Consider the following 16163-nt stretch of genomic DNA (forward strand, 5'->3'; position numbering starts at 1 on the left):
CTGGCGGGAGGGCGGCTCGAAGGAGAAAACCTTGAAAACTCGAACCAGTCTGTTCGCAACGGCCGCCGTCCTCGCCCTTGTCGCTTCTCCAGCCCTAGCCGGACCCGGCGGCAATGGCGGCGGCAAGGGTAATGGCGGAAGCAACGGCAACGGCGGAAACTCGGCTGGAGCAGGCTCGCAAGGACACGGAGCCGCCACGTCTGCCGCGGCCAAGGATAAATCCACGAGGGGAATTGCTCATGCGATGGCTGTCGTTTCGACGACGCCCGCCTCACCGCAGGCCACCCTGTCGTTGCAGGCAGCCTTGGACAAGTTCCTGGCAAGAAAGGCCGGGGACGACCCGGCAGAGTCTTCTGACGACACCTCAGGCGAAATTCCAGAAGCAGCCGAATAAAATTGCAACTCGGGCGCTGCGCCGGCGCACTGCACTATCGAAAATTCTTGCCCGCCGGGGGGCTCCTTCATCTGTTCGGCCGATGCCCTGGGTCAAGGAAGAGCCGACATTGATCCCGATCCCCTCGGATCCCTGGACGGTCCTGCCCCTACAGACTGTCCAGAGAGCACCACCGGCTTCGGCCGGTGGTGCGTTTCTGTGTGAGAAAAGGCGCTGAGCGAGCCGAAGCCGGAGTCCATGGCGGCGCGCAGCACGTTGGCAGCTCACCCACGGCGCCTCCTCCGGTGCCCTGGGCCCGGGGCAACCCACACTACACCTCAGGCCGCCGGTGCTTCCACGGCATCTCCCGCTCCAGCTGCGCGGAGACGGCGAGCACGCTCGCTTCATCGCCATAGCGGCCGACCAGCTGCACGCCGATCGGCACGCCGCCGGCGGACCAGCCGAGCGGCAGTGAGATCGCCGGCTGTCCGGAGATGTTGAAGGGGAAAGCGAAGACGGCGTCCGTCCACTTCGCATTGTAGCGATCAATGTCCGGTTCCGACATGTCGTAGTATCCCAAAGGCCTCGGCAGTTGCGTCAAGGTCGGGGTGATGAAGAGATCGTAGGGCGAGAGATCGCCGACGATGTCGCGGCCGACCTGACGGATCGTCTCGACATCGGAGATGTGGCGGATGCCGCTCGTCGCGCGGCCGCGCTCGATGATCGCCCAGGTTACCGGCTCGACGTCGGCCTGCGTCACCGGGCGGCCGATGACCGTTTCATGGTAGCCGAAGGTTGCCGCCGTCTGCACGCAGGTCATATTGGTGTAGGTTTTCCACACCGCATCGGCGTCGAGCGGCATGTCGTACTCCTCGACATCATGGCCGAGGCGCTCGAGCGCAGCCACCGTCGCCAGCACCGTGGCCTTGACCTCGGGGTCTACAGCCGTGCCGTTGGGCGGCGTGACGGTAAAGCCGATGCGCAGCCTTTCCGGCGCACGCGACGAGAGGCTGAGCCAGCTGCCGTCCGGAACCGGCGGCGTATACGGATCGCCCGGCAGCGCTCCGGCCACGGCATCGAGATAGGCGGCGGTGTCGCGCACCGTCCTGGAGCAGCACAGGAAATAGGCGCCGCCATACCAATAGTCGCCGAAGGGTGCGAGGCTGACGCGTCCGCGCGACGGTTTCAGGCCGATAATGCCGCAACAGGAGGCCGGAATACGGATCGAGCCGGCGCCATCGCTGGCCTCGGCGATCGGCACCATGCGCGCGGCGATCGCCGCCGCCGCGCCGCCGCTCGAACCGCCCGGCGTGATGCCGTCCTTCCAGGGGTTTTTCGTCGCGCCGTAAAGCTTGGGTTCCGTGCTGATCGACCAGCCATTCTCGGGTGCATTGGATTTGCCGACAAGCACCAGGCCGGCCGCCTTCATGCGGCGCACGACCTCGGTATCGAAATCGGCGACGACATTTTTCAGGAAAGAACAGGAGTTGGTGTTGGGCGCTCCGGTCCAGGACGAGGCCAGTTCCTTCAGCAGAAATGGTACGCCGGCAAAGGGTGCGCTTCTATCGACCGTCTCAGCCGAAGCCCGCGCCATGTCGTAGAGCCGGTGAATCACCGCGTTCAGCGCCGGGTTGAGCCGCTCGATCGTCGTAATGGCCGCCTCGACAAGCTCGGCCGGCGAGACTTCCCCACGCTTAACCAGCCCGGCTAGGTCCAGCGCGTCGGACTCGGCGTAGGTTTCCAGGAAACTGTCGGTGATTTCGGCCATGTCTCCCTCCCTCGTTCTGCCGAGCACAAACGGCGCCCCTTTTTCCTTCTCCCCTTGTGGGAGAAGGTGGATTGGCGCGCAGCGCCGAGACGGTTGAGGGGTGCTGGACGGAGTGCCGTCGGTGCCAAGCTGGAACACCCTCATCCGGCCGCGGAGCCTGTCCTCGGGCTTGCCGGAGGCAAGACCCGTGGGTGGCCACCTTCTCCACAAGGGGAGAAGGCGGAGCTAGGCCTCAGGCCAACTCGACAGTCCGCCCTTCCGCGATGCTCTGCTCGGCGGCAAGCACGATGCGCAGGCTGTTGACTGCGGCATCCATTTGCTCGGTCAGATCGAGATCTTCGCGGATGGCGCGCAGGAAGAATGCCTGCTCGCGGTCACAAAGCTCCTGGTGGCCGGGTTCATCCTCCATGCTGACAATCTCGTCCGGCTTACTGAAATTCTTGTCGCCGTCCACCTGTGCATAGTGAATCTTCAGCGCATCGGTCTTGGTGTGGCGATCGATGTCGGCGGAGTTCGACACCTCGGCCGCCTCAGCCGCACTGGCTGCCGTCTGGCCGGCGACGATCGAGACCGCGCCCTTCGGGCCGACCACGTCCTTCACGAAATAGGCCGTCTCGCTCATCATCGGGCCCCAGCCCGCCTCGTACCAGCCGACCGAACCGTCATCGAAAGTGACGTGCAGGTGGCCGTAGTTCTGCTTGTCGGCCTCCGCCCACAATTTGGCGCCGATGCCGTGGACGCGGACCGGCTTGGCGCCGGTCAACTGGCACATCACGTCGACATAGTGGACGCCGCAATCGACGATCGGGATCAGCGAATCGATCAGGTTCTTGTGCCAGTGCCAGGCGCTGCCGCTGCTCTGCTGGTTGAGGTTGAGTCGCATGACCAGCGGCTTGCCAAGCGTCTTGCCGACCTCGATGAACTTGATCCACGAGGGGTGGACACGCAGGATGTAGCCGAGCACCAGCTTGCGGTTCCTGGCACGCGCCGCGGCAACAACCTTTTCGGCATCCTCGATATTGGTGGCGAGCGGCTTTTCCATGAACACATGGCAGCCCGTGGCAATCGCCTTCAGCGCATATTCGGCATGGGTGTTGGGCCAGCTGTTGATGGAAACGGCATCCGGCCTGGTCTCCTTCAGTGCCTGGTCGAAATCCTCGTAGAGCGGATAGCCGGCTAATTCCGCCGGGATTTTCTTGTTGCTTTTGATCGAGCGGCTCATGATGCCGACGATCTCGAAGCCGTCCAGCCGGTGATAGGCGTTGGCATGCGACGCGCCCATATTGCCGAGCCCAACCACCAGCACTTTTACCTTGTCGGCCAAAGCCATCTCCCTTTTCTTGATTCGCTTGGGGCGGCGATCCCAGTCGCCGCCCATATGGCCCTACCGGAGCGCTACTTGACCGCCGAGTCGAACAGATGCGCCTTGATGTTATCGACGTCGAGCGCCGCAAAGCCCTCGGACAGCTTGTAGCCGTCGGCATCGGCTTTGACCTTTGCCTTGTCGAAATCATTGGCGGGGCCGATCAGCTCGTTGGTGCAGACGTCCTCGGCCTTCACCGGGCTGGTGATCTGGCCGATCTTGTGGATCTCGTCGAAGAAGCCCTGCCAGCTCGCCATGTCGTGCGAGCCCCAGCCTTCGCGTTTGTCCATGTCGCCGCGGAAGACGTTGATCTGCTGCAGGATCGAAGTGGTGCCGAGCTCGGGCCCGAGATTCTTGGCCAGCGTCGGGAACTGCTCGAACACCGCTTCCACGGCGGCGCGCGGATTCTGATAGCCGAATTCGAGGCCCATCGCCCAGCCGCGCAGGTACTTTTCCAGGAACGCCTTGCGGTCGGGATCCTCGAGATCTGCTGCGCGCACGACGAAAGTGTTGGCCGGCAGCTTCGAATTCTGCACGCCGAGCCAGTATTCGAAGTCCAGGTTCTTGGCGATCCATTCGGCCCGCAGCCCTTCCCACGACAGGGCGGCGTCGCCCTGACCTCCGGCAAGTGCGGTGCCCCAGGTCGGCCAGCCCGCCTCGACATATTTCACCTTCTTGATGTCGACGCCTTGCGCCGCCAGCAGCGGGTCGGTGATCGACTGCCAAGCGGCGGAGCCGAGCAGAATGGTCTTGCCCTCGAGCTGCTTGAGGTCGTTCGATCCCTCTCCCTTGCGGAAGGCGAAGCTGAACGTGTCGCGCGCGCCCATGTGGAACACGGATTTGAGCTTCATGCCGTTCTGGATGGCGAAGGAGAAGACGCCGGGCGAAGGGAAGCCCATGTCGGCCTGGCCGACATCGACGAACTTCACTGTCGCGGTGCCGTCCGACGGCCCCGGCTGCATGTCGGTTTCGAGATCGCCGAAATAGCCTGCCTTCTTGGCGGCCCAATAGGGATAGTCGTCCAGCACTTCGAGCGTGCCGCGCGGCGAGATCCAGGTGAATTTTTCATAGGCCTCGGCCTGCGCCCTCAAACCCGAGGCGCCGAGCGCCGTGGCCGTCACCAGACCGGCGCCGGTGACTTGCAGGAAGTAGCGGCGGCTGATCCCTGCGCTATCGCTGATTGAACTTTCTTTGGTCATGGCATTCCCCTTTTTGTTGATTGCTTTGCCCTGGCGCCCGCCTCCCGGGCGCCACTGTCACCTTTTGCGCCTATGCCTCCCAGCTCGCCCACTTCTTGCCGATCAGGAAGAACAGCACGTAGATCAGGATGCCGAGGATCGAGAGGATCAGAACCACCGCGAAGAATTGCGGCATCTGGATCATCGACGAATAGGTGGTCAGCCGGTTGCCGAGGCCGAAGCCGCCGCCGACCATCTCGGCGCCGACCGCGGTCAAAAGCCCGAAGATCGCGCCGATCATCAGCCCGACCAGGATCATCGGCAGCGCCATCGGCGCCCGGATCTTCCAGAATATCTGCAAGGTGCTGGCGCCATAGGAACGGGCCAGCGCGATCTTGGCGCTGTCGACGCGGCGAAAGCCGGTCGCCGCATCGATCATCACCATCGGACCGGCGGCCAACGCCACCGCGATGATGCGCGGCGTGTAGCCAAAGCCGAAGCGCAGGATCAGAAGCGGCACCAGCGCCAGCATCGGCGTGGTAACCAGGAGCAGGATGTAGGGCGCGACGATCTTCTCGGCGAAAGGAAATTGCGTGATCACCGCGGCCATTACCAGGCCGATAACGGCGCCGATCGAAAAGCCGGAAACAAGCTCGACCAGGGTGTAGCCGAGATGCGGCGCAATCAGCGGGAACTCGTCGAACAGCGCGTAGGCGATCGCGCTTGGCGCCGGCATGATGTAGTGGGGCACATTGAACAGCCGCAGCGCCAGCTCGATGCCGCCGATGATGATCACCGCAACGGCGATGATGGCAGCGAGCTCGGCGCCCGACCTGATGCCGGGGCCGCTGGCGAAGGCCGAAAGATTGGTCAGGCTAACCTCGTGCCCTTCACCGGCCTTGGCGCCCGACTTGGTCTTGGAGAATTCCGGGATAGTGTCGCCTCCGCTCATGGCCTGATCCTCACAATTTCGGCGGTGCCGCGCTCCCGCGCCTTCGGCCGTACGCGTTCGCCGACAATGTCCATCTTGATCGTGTTGGTGAGGTCGAAGACCTCCTTTGTCGCCATGATCTCCAGTGAGCGCGGGCGCGGGAATGGCACGCGATATTCCTTGGCGACACGGCCCGGCCGCGCACTCAGCACCACCACCCTGTCGGAGAGGAAGATCGCTTCCTCGATGCTGTGGGTGATGAAGACGATGGTGGTCTTCGTATCGAGCCAGATCTCCTCGACGAGACGGTTCATCTCCTCGCGGGTAAAACTGTCGAGCGCGCCGAACGGCTCATCCATGAGCAGGACCGAGGGCTTCAGCGCCAGTGCCCGCACGATCGCCGCGCGCTGCTGCATGCCGCCCGAAAGCTCGCGCGGAAACTTGCCGCCGAAGCCGTCTAGTCCGACGCGATTGACGAGGTGGGCGATCCAGGCGCGATCCGGTTTCTCGCCTTTGATCTCGAAGGGAAAATGGATGTTGGCGTCGAGATTGCGCCAGGGCAAAAGATTTGCCTCCTGGAAGACGATGCCGATATCCGGGTGCGGCCCGGTGATCTCCTTGCCGTCGAGCCGGATCGCCCCGCTGGACAGGCGATGCAGCCCGGACATCGACCACAAAAGCGTGGTCTTGCCACAGCCGGAGGGGCCGACGATCGAGACGATCTCATTGGCGTGAACGTCGAGGCTGCAGCGATCCAGCGCCAAAAGGTCGCCGGAAGCCGTATGATAGATCTTGGTCGCGCCCTGCACGCTAAGCTTCGGGGTTTTTGCACTGCCCGTATTCATGCGCCCCTCGGAGATTGCGCGATGATCCAGTGGGTCATCTGTCCGCAAAATCAGTCTGTAACTATCCTACTTTACTGTCAAGCGGCGACCGCGTCTGCCGTCAACAAGGTCGCTCTAGAGGCGTCTATAGTGTTGTTTAAATTAGTTTTTCTATTTCTTGAAAAGCTTGTTGCTTTCCTACATACTTCGGTAGCCGACCGCAGGAATGGCCATTCCAACAGACGTTGCGGATCGCATGAGGCGGAGCAGGCAAGCGATGCGCAGACATGGTAGAGGTCCAGCTCAACCAACGGCAGAGGAGGGCTCAGTTCATGACCGAAGCTGACGGCCAGGCACGGCGGACCTCCGGCGATGAGGCCGAGGGGCACGACCATGTCAGGCGGATCCCCGACATCATCTCGCTGGTCAAGGACTCTTACGCTGAATTACGCCCGGCGGAGCGGCGCGTCGCCGATGTCGTGCTCGACGATGTCAGATTCGCGGTCGACGCTTCCAATGCCGTGCTCGCCCAGCGCGCCGGGGTGAGCGAACCGACAGTGACCCGGTTCTGCCGCGCCATCGGCTGCGAGGGAGTGCGCGATTTCAAGCTGAAGCTGGCGCAGAGCCTCGTCGTCGGCGCGCTCTATCTGAGCAAGCCGCCGCCCACCAGCAACGACAATGGCATGCCGTTCTGGAACGCCGTGTTCGGCGAGGCACGCCGGGCGCTGCAGGAAGCCGAACGGCAGCTCGATCCGGCGCAGCTGGTGAAGGCGGCCGAGCTCATCGCCAAGGCGCGCCAGGTCACGGTGTTCGGCCTCGGCGGCAGCTCTTCTGCGCTGGCGCAGGAAACCCAGTACCGGCTGTTTCGCTATGGCATCACGGTCAGCGCCCAGTGCGACCCCTATCTGATGCGCATGACCGCCTCGACCTTGAAGCCGAGCGATCTGGTGGTCGCCATCTCGGCGACCGGACGCACGCGCGAAGTGATTGAAGCGGTGGAACTTGCCAAGCACTACCGCGCCAATACGATTGGTGTGACCGCGCCCGACACCGACCTCGCCCGCGCCTGCGACGTCAGGCTGACGGTGGCGGTGCCAGAATATCCCGACACGCTGAAGCCGACCGCCTCCCGCTTCGCCTTCCTGGCCGCGATCGACCTGATGGCGGTGGCGGCGGCCTATAAGCTCGACGGCTCGGCCCGCGAAACGGTCCGCCGCATCAAATACAATGCCCAGATCCACAGGACGGGCAAGGAGATGGAGCCGCTGGGCGATTGAGTTTTAGTTGCGCAGCCGCCGTCGTTACCTGGCGTTGCGCTATCGCATATGGGGCTCCCCCTCATCCGGCCACTTCGCGGCCACCTTCTCCCGTCGGGGAGAAGAGGTTGGCGTCGGCGTCGACAGGCTCCTCTCCCCTCGGGAGAGGTCAGCCGAGCGAAGCGGAGGCTGGGTGAGGGGGCGGCGCCGACTTGAAAAGGTAGAAGGACCACAGATGCTCGACATGGCACCATCGAAACAGGCGGCGACCTGGCTTTCCTCCCTCGCCCGGGCGCTCGAAGCGGGCGACGCCGAGGCCGCGACCAGCCTGTTTGTCGAGGACTGCTACTGGCGCGACCTGCTGACCTTCACCTGGAACATCAAGACCATGGAAGGGCGGGCAGCCATCCGCGATATGCTGGATGCCACGCTGGCGAGGGCAAGACCGACTGCTTGGCAGCTCAGTGGCGAAGCAAACTCGGACGAAGGCATCGTCGAAGCCTGGTTCACCTTCGAGACATCATCGGCATGGGGCCACGGCATCATGCGCCTGCAGGACGGCCGGTGCCGGACGCTGTTCACGGCGATGACCGACCTCAAGGGCTTTGAGGAGCGCAAGGGTCCGGCGCGGCCGCTCGGTGTCCGCCACAAGGCCGATCCCGACCGCGAGACCTGGTCGGAGGCTCGAGCGCGCGAGACGCGTGACCTCGGCGCCGGCCAGCAGCCCTACGGCCTGGTCATCGGCGGCGGCCAGGGCGGCATCATGCTGGGCGCGAGGCTCAGGCAACTCGGCGTGCCGGCCATCGTCATCGAGAAAAATGCACAGGCCGGCGATTCCTGGCGCAACCGCTATCGCTCGCTCGTGCTGCACGACCCGGTCTGGTACGACCATCTGCCCTATATCCCATTTCCGGAAAACTGGCCGGTGTTCACGCCCAAGGACAAGATGGGCGACTGGCTGGAAATGTACACGCGCGTCATGGAGCTCAATTACTGGACCTCTACGCGATGCGTCAGCGCCAGCTATGACGAGGCCGAAAAAATCTGGACGGTCGAGGTCGAACGCGCCGGCGAGCGCATCACGCTGAAGCCAAAGCACATCGTCTTCGCGACTGGCGCCTATGGCCCGCCGAGGCAGATCGACCTGCCCGGCGCCGAGGCGTTCCAGGGCGAGATCCTGCATTCCAGCCAGTATTCCAGCGGCGAGAAATTCCGCGGCAAACGCGTTGCGGTCATCGGCGCGGCGAGTTCTGGCCATGACGTCAGCGTCGACCTCTGGGAGAGCGGCGCCGAGGTGACCATGATCCAGCGCTCACCGACGACGGTGGTCAAGTCCGACACGCTGATGAAGGTCGGCTTCGAGATCTTTTCGGAAGATGCGCTGGCCCGCGGCATCACCACCGAGAAGGCCGACATGATCGTCGCCTCGACGCCGTTTGCGCTGCTGCCGCAAAGCCAGCGCGCGCTCTACGACATCATCAAGGCGCGCGACGCCGCTTTCTATGATCGTCTGCGCGGCGCCGGCTTCGCCATCGATTTCGGCGACGACGAGACCGGACTGCTGATGAAGGCCTACCGCACCGGCTCGGGCTATTACATCGACGTCGGCGCTTCGGATCTGATCATCGACGGCGAGATCGGCGTCCGCAGCGGCGTCGGGATCAAGTCGCTGACGCCGACCGGGATCCTCTTCGACGACGGCACCGAACTGGCGGCCGATGCGATCATCTCCTGCACCGGCTATCAGTCGATGAACGAAACTGTGGCGGCGATCGTCTCGCGCGAGGTCGCCGACAAGGTCGGCCCGTGCTGGGGGATTGGCTCAGGCGTGAAAGGCGACCCGGGGCCATGGCAAGGCGAATTGCGCAACATGTGGAAGCCGACCGCGCAGGAAGCGCTATGGTTCCACGGCGGCAATCTGGCGCTGTCGCGTTTTTACTCCAAATATGTGGCGCTGCAGATCAAGGCGAGGATGGAAGGGGTTGCGACGCCGGTCTATGGGGCGCCTAGCAACTCCGGCTGCTAACCTGTGCCTTCGTCATCCTAGGGCGAAGCAAGGAGCGCAGCGACGCGGCGCAGACCCTAGGATCCATGCCGTTCCATCGATGACATGCGAAGCGGACCAGAACCGGGCGCCTTGTCTCCGCAGGCATGCGTTCGGTTCCGTCGAATGTCGGACCGCTGCATTCTTCGGCAACGGTTACGGCATGGATCCCAGGGTCTGCGCTCCGCTTCGCGTCGCTCCGCCCTGGGATGACGAATGCGTGGCGGCAAGCCCAGCTCTCAATCGTGCCTTCACCCGAAATGCCTGGCCACCACATCGACATGCGTGTCATGCGCATGCGCCTCGAAACGCTCGGTATCGCCGAGATCGTTAGCCGCCTCGTTCGGCCACCAGGTGCCGCCAATCACGATGCCGTCCGAGACCAGCCTCTGCTCGGCGACCAGCGACGCGCCGACGGCATCGACAAAGGTGAAACGCCCCGAGCGCAGCCGCAGCACCGCGATGTCGCCGACGGCGCCGACCGTAAGCGCGCCAAGATCGAGCCTAGCGATCGCCTCGGCCGGCCGCTGTGTCGCCGCGCGCAGCACCTCGACCAGCGGCATGCCGAGCGCCAGCAGTTTCGACATGCAGACCAGAATGTCGAAGGCCGGCCCGTCGACGCAGTAGAGATGCACGTCGCTGCTGATCACATCAGGCGCCAGCCCTTCGCCGAGCATCGCCCTGGCGACCTCGAAATCGAACGAGCCCATGCCGTGGCCGATGTCGAAGATGACGCCGCGCTCGCGCGCCAGCCGCATGTCGGGCCGCACCGACCCCGATGCGAAGATCGGCGCATTGGGAAACGGCCGGAAGCAGTGGGTGAGAATGTCGCCCTTGCGCAGCCGCGGCAGCACTTCCGAGCGGCCCGGCGGCGGCTCGTCGATATGCGCCATCAGCGGCAGGCCGACCTGATCGGCGGCTTCCAGCGCCAGGTCGACCGGCGCAATGCCGCTGGTGCCGCCGGCATGGCGGCCCGAGCGGACTTTGACGCCGACAACCACATCGGCGTGCTCGCGCACCGCCGCCACCGTCTCGCGCGGCTCGCAGAGCCTGAGGTCGCTGCACTCGCCGACCGAAACGGTCTGCGAGAAGCCGAAAATGCCGGCAAACGAAATGTTGACATAGGCCAGGATGCGGACCTTCGAGCGCTCGATGACATGGCGGCGAAAGCCGAGGAAGTTGCCGGCGCCGGCGCTTCCCGCGTCGATGAACGTGGTGGTGCCGCTTTTGGCGGCGAGGCGGTCGGCATCGACGCCGAGCGAGGTGCCGCCCCAATAGACGTGGCTGTGCAGGTCGATGAGGCCGGGCGCGACGATGGAGCCGGTGGCATCGATGACGCGCGCGGCACGCTCAAACGGGATGTCGGCATCGATCGCGGCGATGCGGCCATCGGCGATGGCCAGATCCCGTTGCGCGTCGAGGCCGGACGCCGGATCGATAAGGCGGCCGCCCTTCAGGAGGAGATCAAATTGCATCGGCGTCGCCTCCGTTCCGTCTAGAGCAGTTCCGGTTCCTGGGAACCGTAACTCGCTCTAGCTATTCGTTTACCGCATTTATGCGGACGCCAAATGACTCCATTTGGCTGCAAAATGTTCTCACACCGGTCTGTAGGCGACAGCCTCGACCTCGATCTTGATGTCGATCATCAGCCGCGATTCGACGGTGGTGCGCGCCGGCGGATCTTTTGGAAAATGCCTGGCATAGACGGCATTGAAAGCGCCGAAATCGCGCGCATCCTCGAGCCACACGGTCGTCTTGACCACGTCGTCCATGGTGCAGCCGGCCAGCGCCAGGGCTGCTTTAATGTTCAAAAGCACCTGTTCGGTCTGCTCGGCGATGCCGCCCTTGACCACCACGCCGTCGCTGCCGACTGGCACCTGGCCCGAGACATAGACCATATCGCCGGCCCGGACCGCCGGCGACAGCGGCACATGGGATGTTCCAAAACACTGCTTGGGCACGGAAAAATCTCCTGTTCAAGGGCATCAGCGAGCCCGCGGTTCGGGCTCTTCCGCTGCGCCGGTTTGCCCGTTTTCCGCCAAAAGGTCTATGCCTGTCCGGGCGATCCTCATACAGGCCGTGTTGGAAAGCAACATTCTTTGGTATTCATGTTGCTTTATTACAAGAGCATCAGCATTCTGCTCGATGAGCGATTGCGTCAAGTCATCCGGCAGGCGAGGATTGGCAGGGGAGAACGAGGAAGCCGCATGATCGATTTTGGTGGCCGCAGCGTGGTCGTGACGGGCGCGGCCGGCGGCGTCGGCGGCGCGCTGGTCGCCGTTCTCTCCGCCTGCGCGGCCAGGGTGATCGCCTGCGATCGCGAGGGCACCGACCTGGCCGGCGCGGCGATAGAAGAGGCGCATCATTTCGACCTGCTCGATGACGAGGCCGTGGCGGCGTTTGCCAAGCGCATCGGTGAAGGGGCTCCACCGGCGGCAGTCATCTCCAATGCCGGCTGGACGCGGGCGGAAACGCTCGCCGATGTCTCGACGGCCGCCCTCGATCACGAAATGGATCTGAATTTTCGCAGCGCCGCACTGCTGTCGCAGGCATTGCTCCCCGTCATGCGCAACCAGCCGCAGGGCGCCGCCTTCGTGTTCATCTCCTCGGTCAACGCGCAAGCCCATTTCGGCAATCCCGCCTATGCCGCCGCCAAGGCAGCACTCAACGCCTGGATGCGCGCCATCGCCACCGAGGAAGGCCGCAACGGCATCCGCGCCAACGCCGTCATTCCCGGCTCGATCCGGACCGGCGCCTGGGAACACCGCCTTGCGAACAAGCCGGAGATCCTCGCCGCCGTCGGCAAGCTCTATCCGCTGGGAAGGCTGGTCGAACCGATCGAGGTGGCCCGCGCCGCGATATTCCTGGCGTCGCCCTTTGCCAGCGGCATCACCGGCACGACGTTGAATGTCGACGCCGGCCTGATGGCCGGCAATCTGCCGTTTCTGGACCAGATCGGCGGTTGAGCGCATCAAGTCGAGCCTTCACCGGCCGAGACATCGCAACACCGAAACACCACAAGACAGGGGAGCAAAAGTGACCTTCGACAAGAACCCGTTTCCGCCCGGCGACGCCGACCGCCATGCGCTCTGGGAGATGCTGGTGCGGCGCGACATCGACGCTTTCCTCGGCCAGGACTGGGCGATGGTCGAGGACGATTTCGTCGCTTCGAGCTTCTTCGGCATGCACGCCCATTTCCTCAGCGACGCAGACGCCTGGCGGCTGCAATTCCCGACGCTTCGCAGCTATCGCGACGAGTGGCTGCGCCAGGCCAAGGACACCGCGGCGACGGCATTCGCCGAATCGCTGCGCGAGGCGCTGTTTCGCATCACCAACATGCGCGATATCGACGTCGACGGCGACCGCGCCGTGCTGCACAAGAAGTTCAACGGCTCGATCGCCAAGGCCGACGGCAGCGTCGAGAGGCTGAAATGGCAGACCCTCTATTTCTGCACCAAGGTCGAGGGAAGCTGGAAAATATCAGGCTTCGTCGGCTACATGCCGCACCCGCTCGGCAGTTAGCCACGATGCCTTCGTCATCTCAGGGTGAAGCGGAGCGCAGACCCTGGGAATGACGAAGCGGTCGCTCGCTGGCATACAAATTTGTCACAATCGGTAGCGGGTGCCGAATCCGCGTCTATGATAAGAACCGATCCTAGCCCCTACGGACAGAATCATGACCGGCTTCACACCCATCATCTCGACCATTACAGCCGCTTTTCTCGCGTCCTTCGTCGAGGTCGTCGAAGCATTTACGATCGTGCTCGCTGTCGGCGTAACGCGCAGCTGGCGACCGGCGCTGATCGGCGCGGCACTGGCGCTGGCGCTGCTCGCCGCGCTGGTCCTTGCGTTCGGACCGCTGCTGGCGCTCGTTCCCATTACCATCATGCAGTTCGTGGTCGGTGTGCTGCTGATTCTGTTCGGCATGCGCTGGCTGCGCAAGGCCATCCTGCGCAGCGCCAGTGTCATCGCCCTGCGTGACGAGGATGCGGCCTTTTCCAGGGAAACCGCGGTTCTGCATCGGCAGGCCAATGATCGGCGGGCCGACTATCTGGCCGGGGTGGCGGCGTTCAAGGCGGTGCTGCTCGAAGGTGTCGAGGTGGTGTTCATCGTCATCGCGGTCGGCGCAGCACACGGCCAGACGCTCTATGCGAGCCTCGGCGCCCTGGCAGCGTTCATCCTGGTGATGCTCGTCGGCCTCGCTTTGCATCGGCCGCTGGCGCGCGTTCCTGAAAATGCGCTCAAATTCGTCGTCGGATTGATGCTGACCAGCTTCGGCATCTTCTGGACCGGCGAAGGCATCGATGCGCACTGGCCCGGCGACGATCTGGCCCTGCTCGCGATCTTCGCTATCGTCGCGCTGGCGTCCTTTGCCATCGTCCGCTGGCTGCGCAGCGCCTATCCCGCACCCATCGGAGGGTTGGTCCGATGAACATCGTTCGTCTTGCGGTGAGGGAATTCATCGGCATGTTCGTCGACGACGGCAATCTGGCGCTGCTCGCTTTGCTGCTGATCGCGGCGATCACGGCGTCGGTGAAGTTCCTGGCGCTGCCGCCGCTCTTTGGCGGTGTCCTGCTGCTGATCGGCTGCCTCGCGATCCTGGTGCAGAGCGTGCGGCGCGCCGCGCGGCACCAGTGATCAGGGCAGCGCTCAGCGGTCGATCCGCGTCGACAGGATGATCGAGGACGACGTCCGCTCGACCCCGTCCATCGCGCCGATCTGATCGAGGAGTGTGTCGAGATCCTTGATCGACGGCGCGTCGACGATGACGATCATGTCGAAATTGCCGCTTACAGAATGCAGCGTCCGCACCGGCGGTAGCGCCTGCAGGCTGCGCACCACCTTGTCGGCAAGCTTGGGCGTGACGGTAAGCAGGACATGCGCCCGCACCAGTCCCTGTTCGTAATCAGGCGAAAGCCTGACGCCATAGCCGGAGATGATGCCGCGCTGTTCCAGTCGCTCGATCCGGCTCTGCACCGTCGTCCGCGACACGCCGAGCCGCCGCGCCAGCTCGGCCGTCGAGGCGCGCGCATTCGTGCGCAGCAGGGAAAGCAGGGCCTGTTCGGCGTTGCTAAGCACTTTCGACGAACCTCATCGGCATTTTGATTAACAAGAGGCTTCGTTTCGCACAATTCCACGCTTCCTTTCGACAGGCAAGCTGCGAATCTGTCCTTCGCAATTAACGTTCGGGTGAGGGAATCGGTCATGAAGAAAATCATCGTTGTCGGCGCGGGGAAGATCGGCTCGACCATTGCCGAGATGCTGGCGTCCACCGGCGATTATCACGTCACCCTCGTCGACCGCTCGGCCGCACAGCTCGGCGCAGCCGAACTGCCTGATACGGTCGAGACGCTGGAACTCGATATCGAAGCATCAGGCACGCTCGAAGCAGCCCTGGCCGGCAAGTTCGCGGTGCTGAGTGCTGCACCCTTCCACCTGACCACGCGCATCGCCGAAGCGGCGGCCAGTGCCGGCGTGCACTATCTCGACCTGACCGAGGACGTTGTCAGCACCAGACGCGTCAAGGAGCTGGCGCGCTCCGCCAACAGCGCCTTCATTCCGCAATGCGGGCTGGCGCCGGGCTTCATCTCGATCGTCGCCAATGATCTCGCCAGCCGCTTCGACACGCTGGAGAGCGTGCGCATGCGGGTCGGTGCGCTGCCGCAATACCCGTCGAATGCGCTGAATTACAATCTGACCTGGAGCACGGACGGCGTCATCAACGAATATTGCGAGCCTTGCGAAGCGATCGTCGAAGGCGAGTTAATCGAGGTGCCGCCGCTAGAGGAGCGCGAGGAATTCTCGCTCGACGGCGTCACCTACGAGGCGTTCAACACCTCCGGAGGGCTCGGCACGCTGGCCGAAACGCTGAAGGGCAAGGTTCGCACGCTGAACTACCGCACCATCCGCTATCCCGGCCATGCCGCGATCATGAAGGCGCTGCTCAATGATCTCGGCCTGCGCCACCGCCGCGACGTGCTGAAGGACATTTTTGAAAGCGCCCTGCCGGCGACCCTGCAGGACGTAGTCATCGTCTTCGTCACCGTCAGCGGCCGCAAGAACGGCCGCCTGCTGCAGGAGACCTACGCCAACAAGATCTACGCCAAACGCGTCGGCGACATTGTGCGCAGCGCCATCCAGATCACCACGGCGTCCGCCATTTGCGCGGTGCTCGACATGCTGGCCGACGGAACCTTGCCGGCGAAGGGTTTCATCAAACAGGAGGACATCGCGCTCGACGCCTTCCTCGCCAACCGCTTTGGCCACGCCTACGCACAGCACGAGATGGTTAGCCGACTGGCGGGGTGAGCTGTGTAATCTCCCCCCTCGAGGGGGAGATGTCGCCGAAGGCGACAGAGGGGGTCGCCCCGCGTAGAGCGCCCACCTTCCATCTGTCACGAGCGAGGTCGCATCCAGTCGAACCGA

At 63.9% G+C, this 16163-nt stretch carries 16 protein-coding genes; 8 read left to right on the forward strand and 8 right to left on the reverse strand.

Features of this window, described 5'->3' with window-relative positions:
• Positions 1–244 precede the first annotated feature (244 nt).
• A complete protein-coding gene (locus AC0L26_RS27245) occupies positions 245–394 on the forward strand; it encodes a hypothetical protein (RefSeq protein WP_473635353.1) in 150 nt (49 codons plus the stop codon).
• Positions 395–704: 310 nt separating this feature from the next.
• Here AC0L26_RS27245 and AC0L26_RS27250 read toward each other — a convergent pair whose 3' ends face one another.
• From AC0L26_RS27250 to AC0L26_RS27270, 5 genes are all read right to left on the reverse strand, one after another.
• The gene (locus AC0L26_RS27250) at positions 705–2141 is read right to left on the reverse strand and encodes an amidase (protein WP_473635354.1); all 1437 of its coding nucleotides are present in this window, start codon (positions 2139–2141) and stop codon (positions 705–707) included.
• 232 nt (positions 2142–2373) lie between these two features.
• Complete coding sequence (locus AC0L26_RS27255) at positions 2374–3465, reverse strand: Gfo/Idh/MocA family protein (RefSeq protein WP_473635423.1); 1092 nt, start codon at positions 3463–3465, stop codon at positions 2374–2376.
• A 71-nt stretch (positions 3466–3536) separates the two neighbouring features.
• Positions 3537–4703 carry an ABC transporter substrate-binding protein gene (locus AC0L26_RS27260; protein ID WP_473635355.1) on the reverse strand — a complete coding sequence of 389 codons (1167 nt, stop codon included), beginning with the start codon at positions 4701–4703 and terminating at the stop codon, positions 3537–3539.
• A gap of 70 nt (positions 4704–4773) precedes the next feature.
• Complete coding sequence (locus AC0L26_RS27265; RefSeq protein WP_473635356.1) at positions 4774–5634, reverse strand: ABC transporter permease; 861 nt, start codon at positions 5632–5634, stop codon at positions 4774–4776.
• Positions 5631–6458: an ABC transporter ATP-binding protein gene (locus AC0L26_RS27270; RefSeq protein ID WP_473635357.1), complete on the reverse strand. Its 828-nt coding sequence runs from the start codon at positions 6456–6458 to the stop codon at positions 5631–5633. Before AC0L26_RS27270 ends, AC0L26_RS27265 begins: the two co-directional genes overlap by 4 nt.
• A 311-nt stretch (positions 6459–6769) precedes the next feature.
• On the opposite strand from AC0L26_RS27270, the gene AC0L26_RS27275 reads away from it, so the two are divergent.
• Positions 6770–7714 (forward strand): MurR/RpiR family transcriptional regulator, encoded by a 945-nt coding sequence (locus tag AC0L26_RS27275; protein ID WP_473635358.1) that lies wholly within the window; start codon positions 6770–6772, stop codon positions 7712–7714.
• 214 nt (positions 7715–7928) lie between these two features.
• Positions 7929–9719, forward strand: a complete 1791-nt coding sequence (locus AC0L26_RS27280; RefSeq protein WP_473635359.1) for an NAD(P)-binding domain-containing protein — start codon at positions 7929–7931, stop codon at positions 9717–9719.
• A 269-nt stretch (positions 9720–9988) separates the two neighbouring features.
• On the opposite strand, the gene AC0L26_RS27285 is transcribed toward AC0L26_RS27280, so the two are convergent.
• Both AC0L26_RS27285 and AC0L26_RS27290 read right to left on the reverse strand, forming a co-directional pair.
• Positions 9989–11212, reverse strand: a complete 1224-nt coding sequence (locus AC0L26_RS27285; protein WP_473635360.1) for an amidohydrolase/deacetylase family metallohydrolase — start codon at positions 11210–11212, stop codon at positions 9989–9991.
• 120 nt (positions 11213–11332) lie between these two features.
• A complete protein-coding gene (locus tag AC0L26_RS27290; RefSeq protein ID WP_473635361.1) occupies positions 11333–11698 on the reverse strand; it encodes a RidA family protein in 366 nt (121 codons plus the stop codon).
• A gap of 246 nt (positions 11699–11944) precedes the next feature.
• Here AC0L26_RS27290 and AC0L26_RS27295 point away from each other — a divergent pair, with 246 nt between their 5' ends.
• From AC0L26_RS27295 to AC0L26_RS27310, 4 genes are all read left to right on the forward strand, one after another.
• Positions 11945–12703, forward strand: a complete 759-nt coding sequence (locus AC0L26_RS27295; RefSeq protein ID WP_473635362.1) for an SDR family oxidoreductase — start codon at positions 11945–11947, stop codon at positions 12701–12703.
• Between the two features lie 70 nt (positions 12704–12773).
• The gene (locus AC0L26_RS27300) at positions 12774–13259 is read left to right on the forward strand and encodes a hypothetical protein (RefSeq protein WP_473635363.1); all 486 of its coding nucleotides are present in this window, start codon (positions 12774–12776) and stop codon (positions 13257–13259) included.
• A 154-nt stretch (positions 13260–13413) separates the two neighbouring features.
• Positions 13414–14169: a COG4280 domain-containing protein gene (locus AC0L26_RS27305; RefSeq protein ID WP_473635364.1), complete on the forward strand. Its 756-nt coding sequence runs from the start codon at positions 13414–13416 to the stop codon at positions 14167–14169.
• Positions 14166–14375, forward strand: a complete 210-nt coding sequence (locus tag AC0L26_RS27310) for a hypothetical protein (protein WP_473635365.1) — start codon at positions 14166–14168, stop codon at positions 14373–14375. Before AC0L26_RS27305 ends, AC0L26_RS27310 begins: the two co-directional genes overlap by 4 nt.
• A gap of 12 nt (positions 14376–14387) precedes the next feature.
• Here the strand turns inward: AC0L26_RS27310 and AC0L26_RS27315 are convergent, their stop codons facing one another.
• Complete coding sequence (locus tag AC0L26_RS27315; RefSeq protein ID WP_473635366.1) at positions 14388–14816, reverse strand: Lrp/AsnC family transcriptional regulator; 429 nt, start codon at positions 14814–14816, stop codon at positions 14388–14390.
• A gap of 126 nt (positions 14817–14942) precedes the next feature.
• Between AC0L26_RS27315 and AC0L26_RS27320 the strand changes: the two genes are divergently transcribed.
• A complete protein-coding gene (locus AC0L26_RS27320) occupies positions 14943–16046 on the forward strand; it encodes a saccharopine dehydrogenase family protein (protein ID WP_473635367.1) in 1104 nt (367 codons plus the stop codon).
• Positions 16047–16163: the final 117 nt, after the last annotated feature.

The organism is Mesorhizobium sp. WSM4823 (assembly GCF_055811195.1).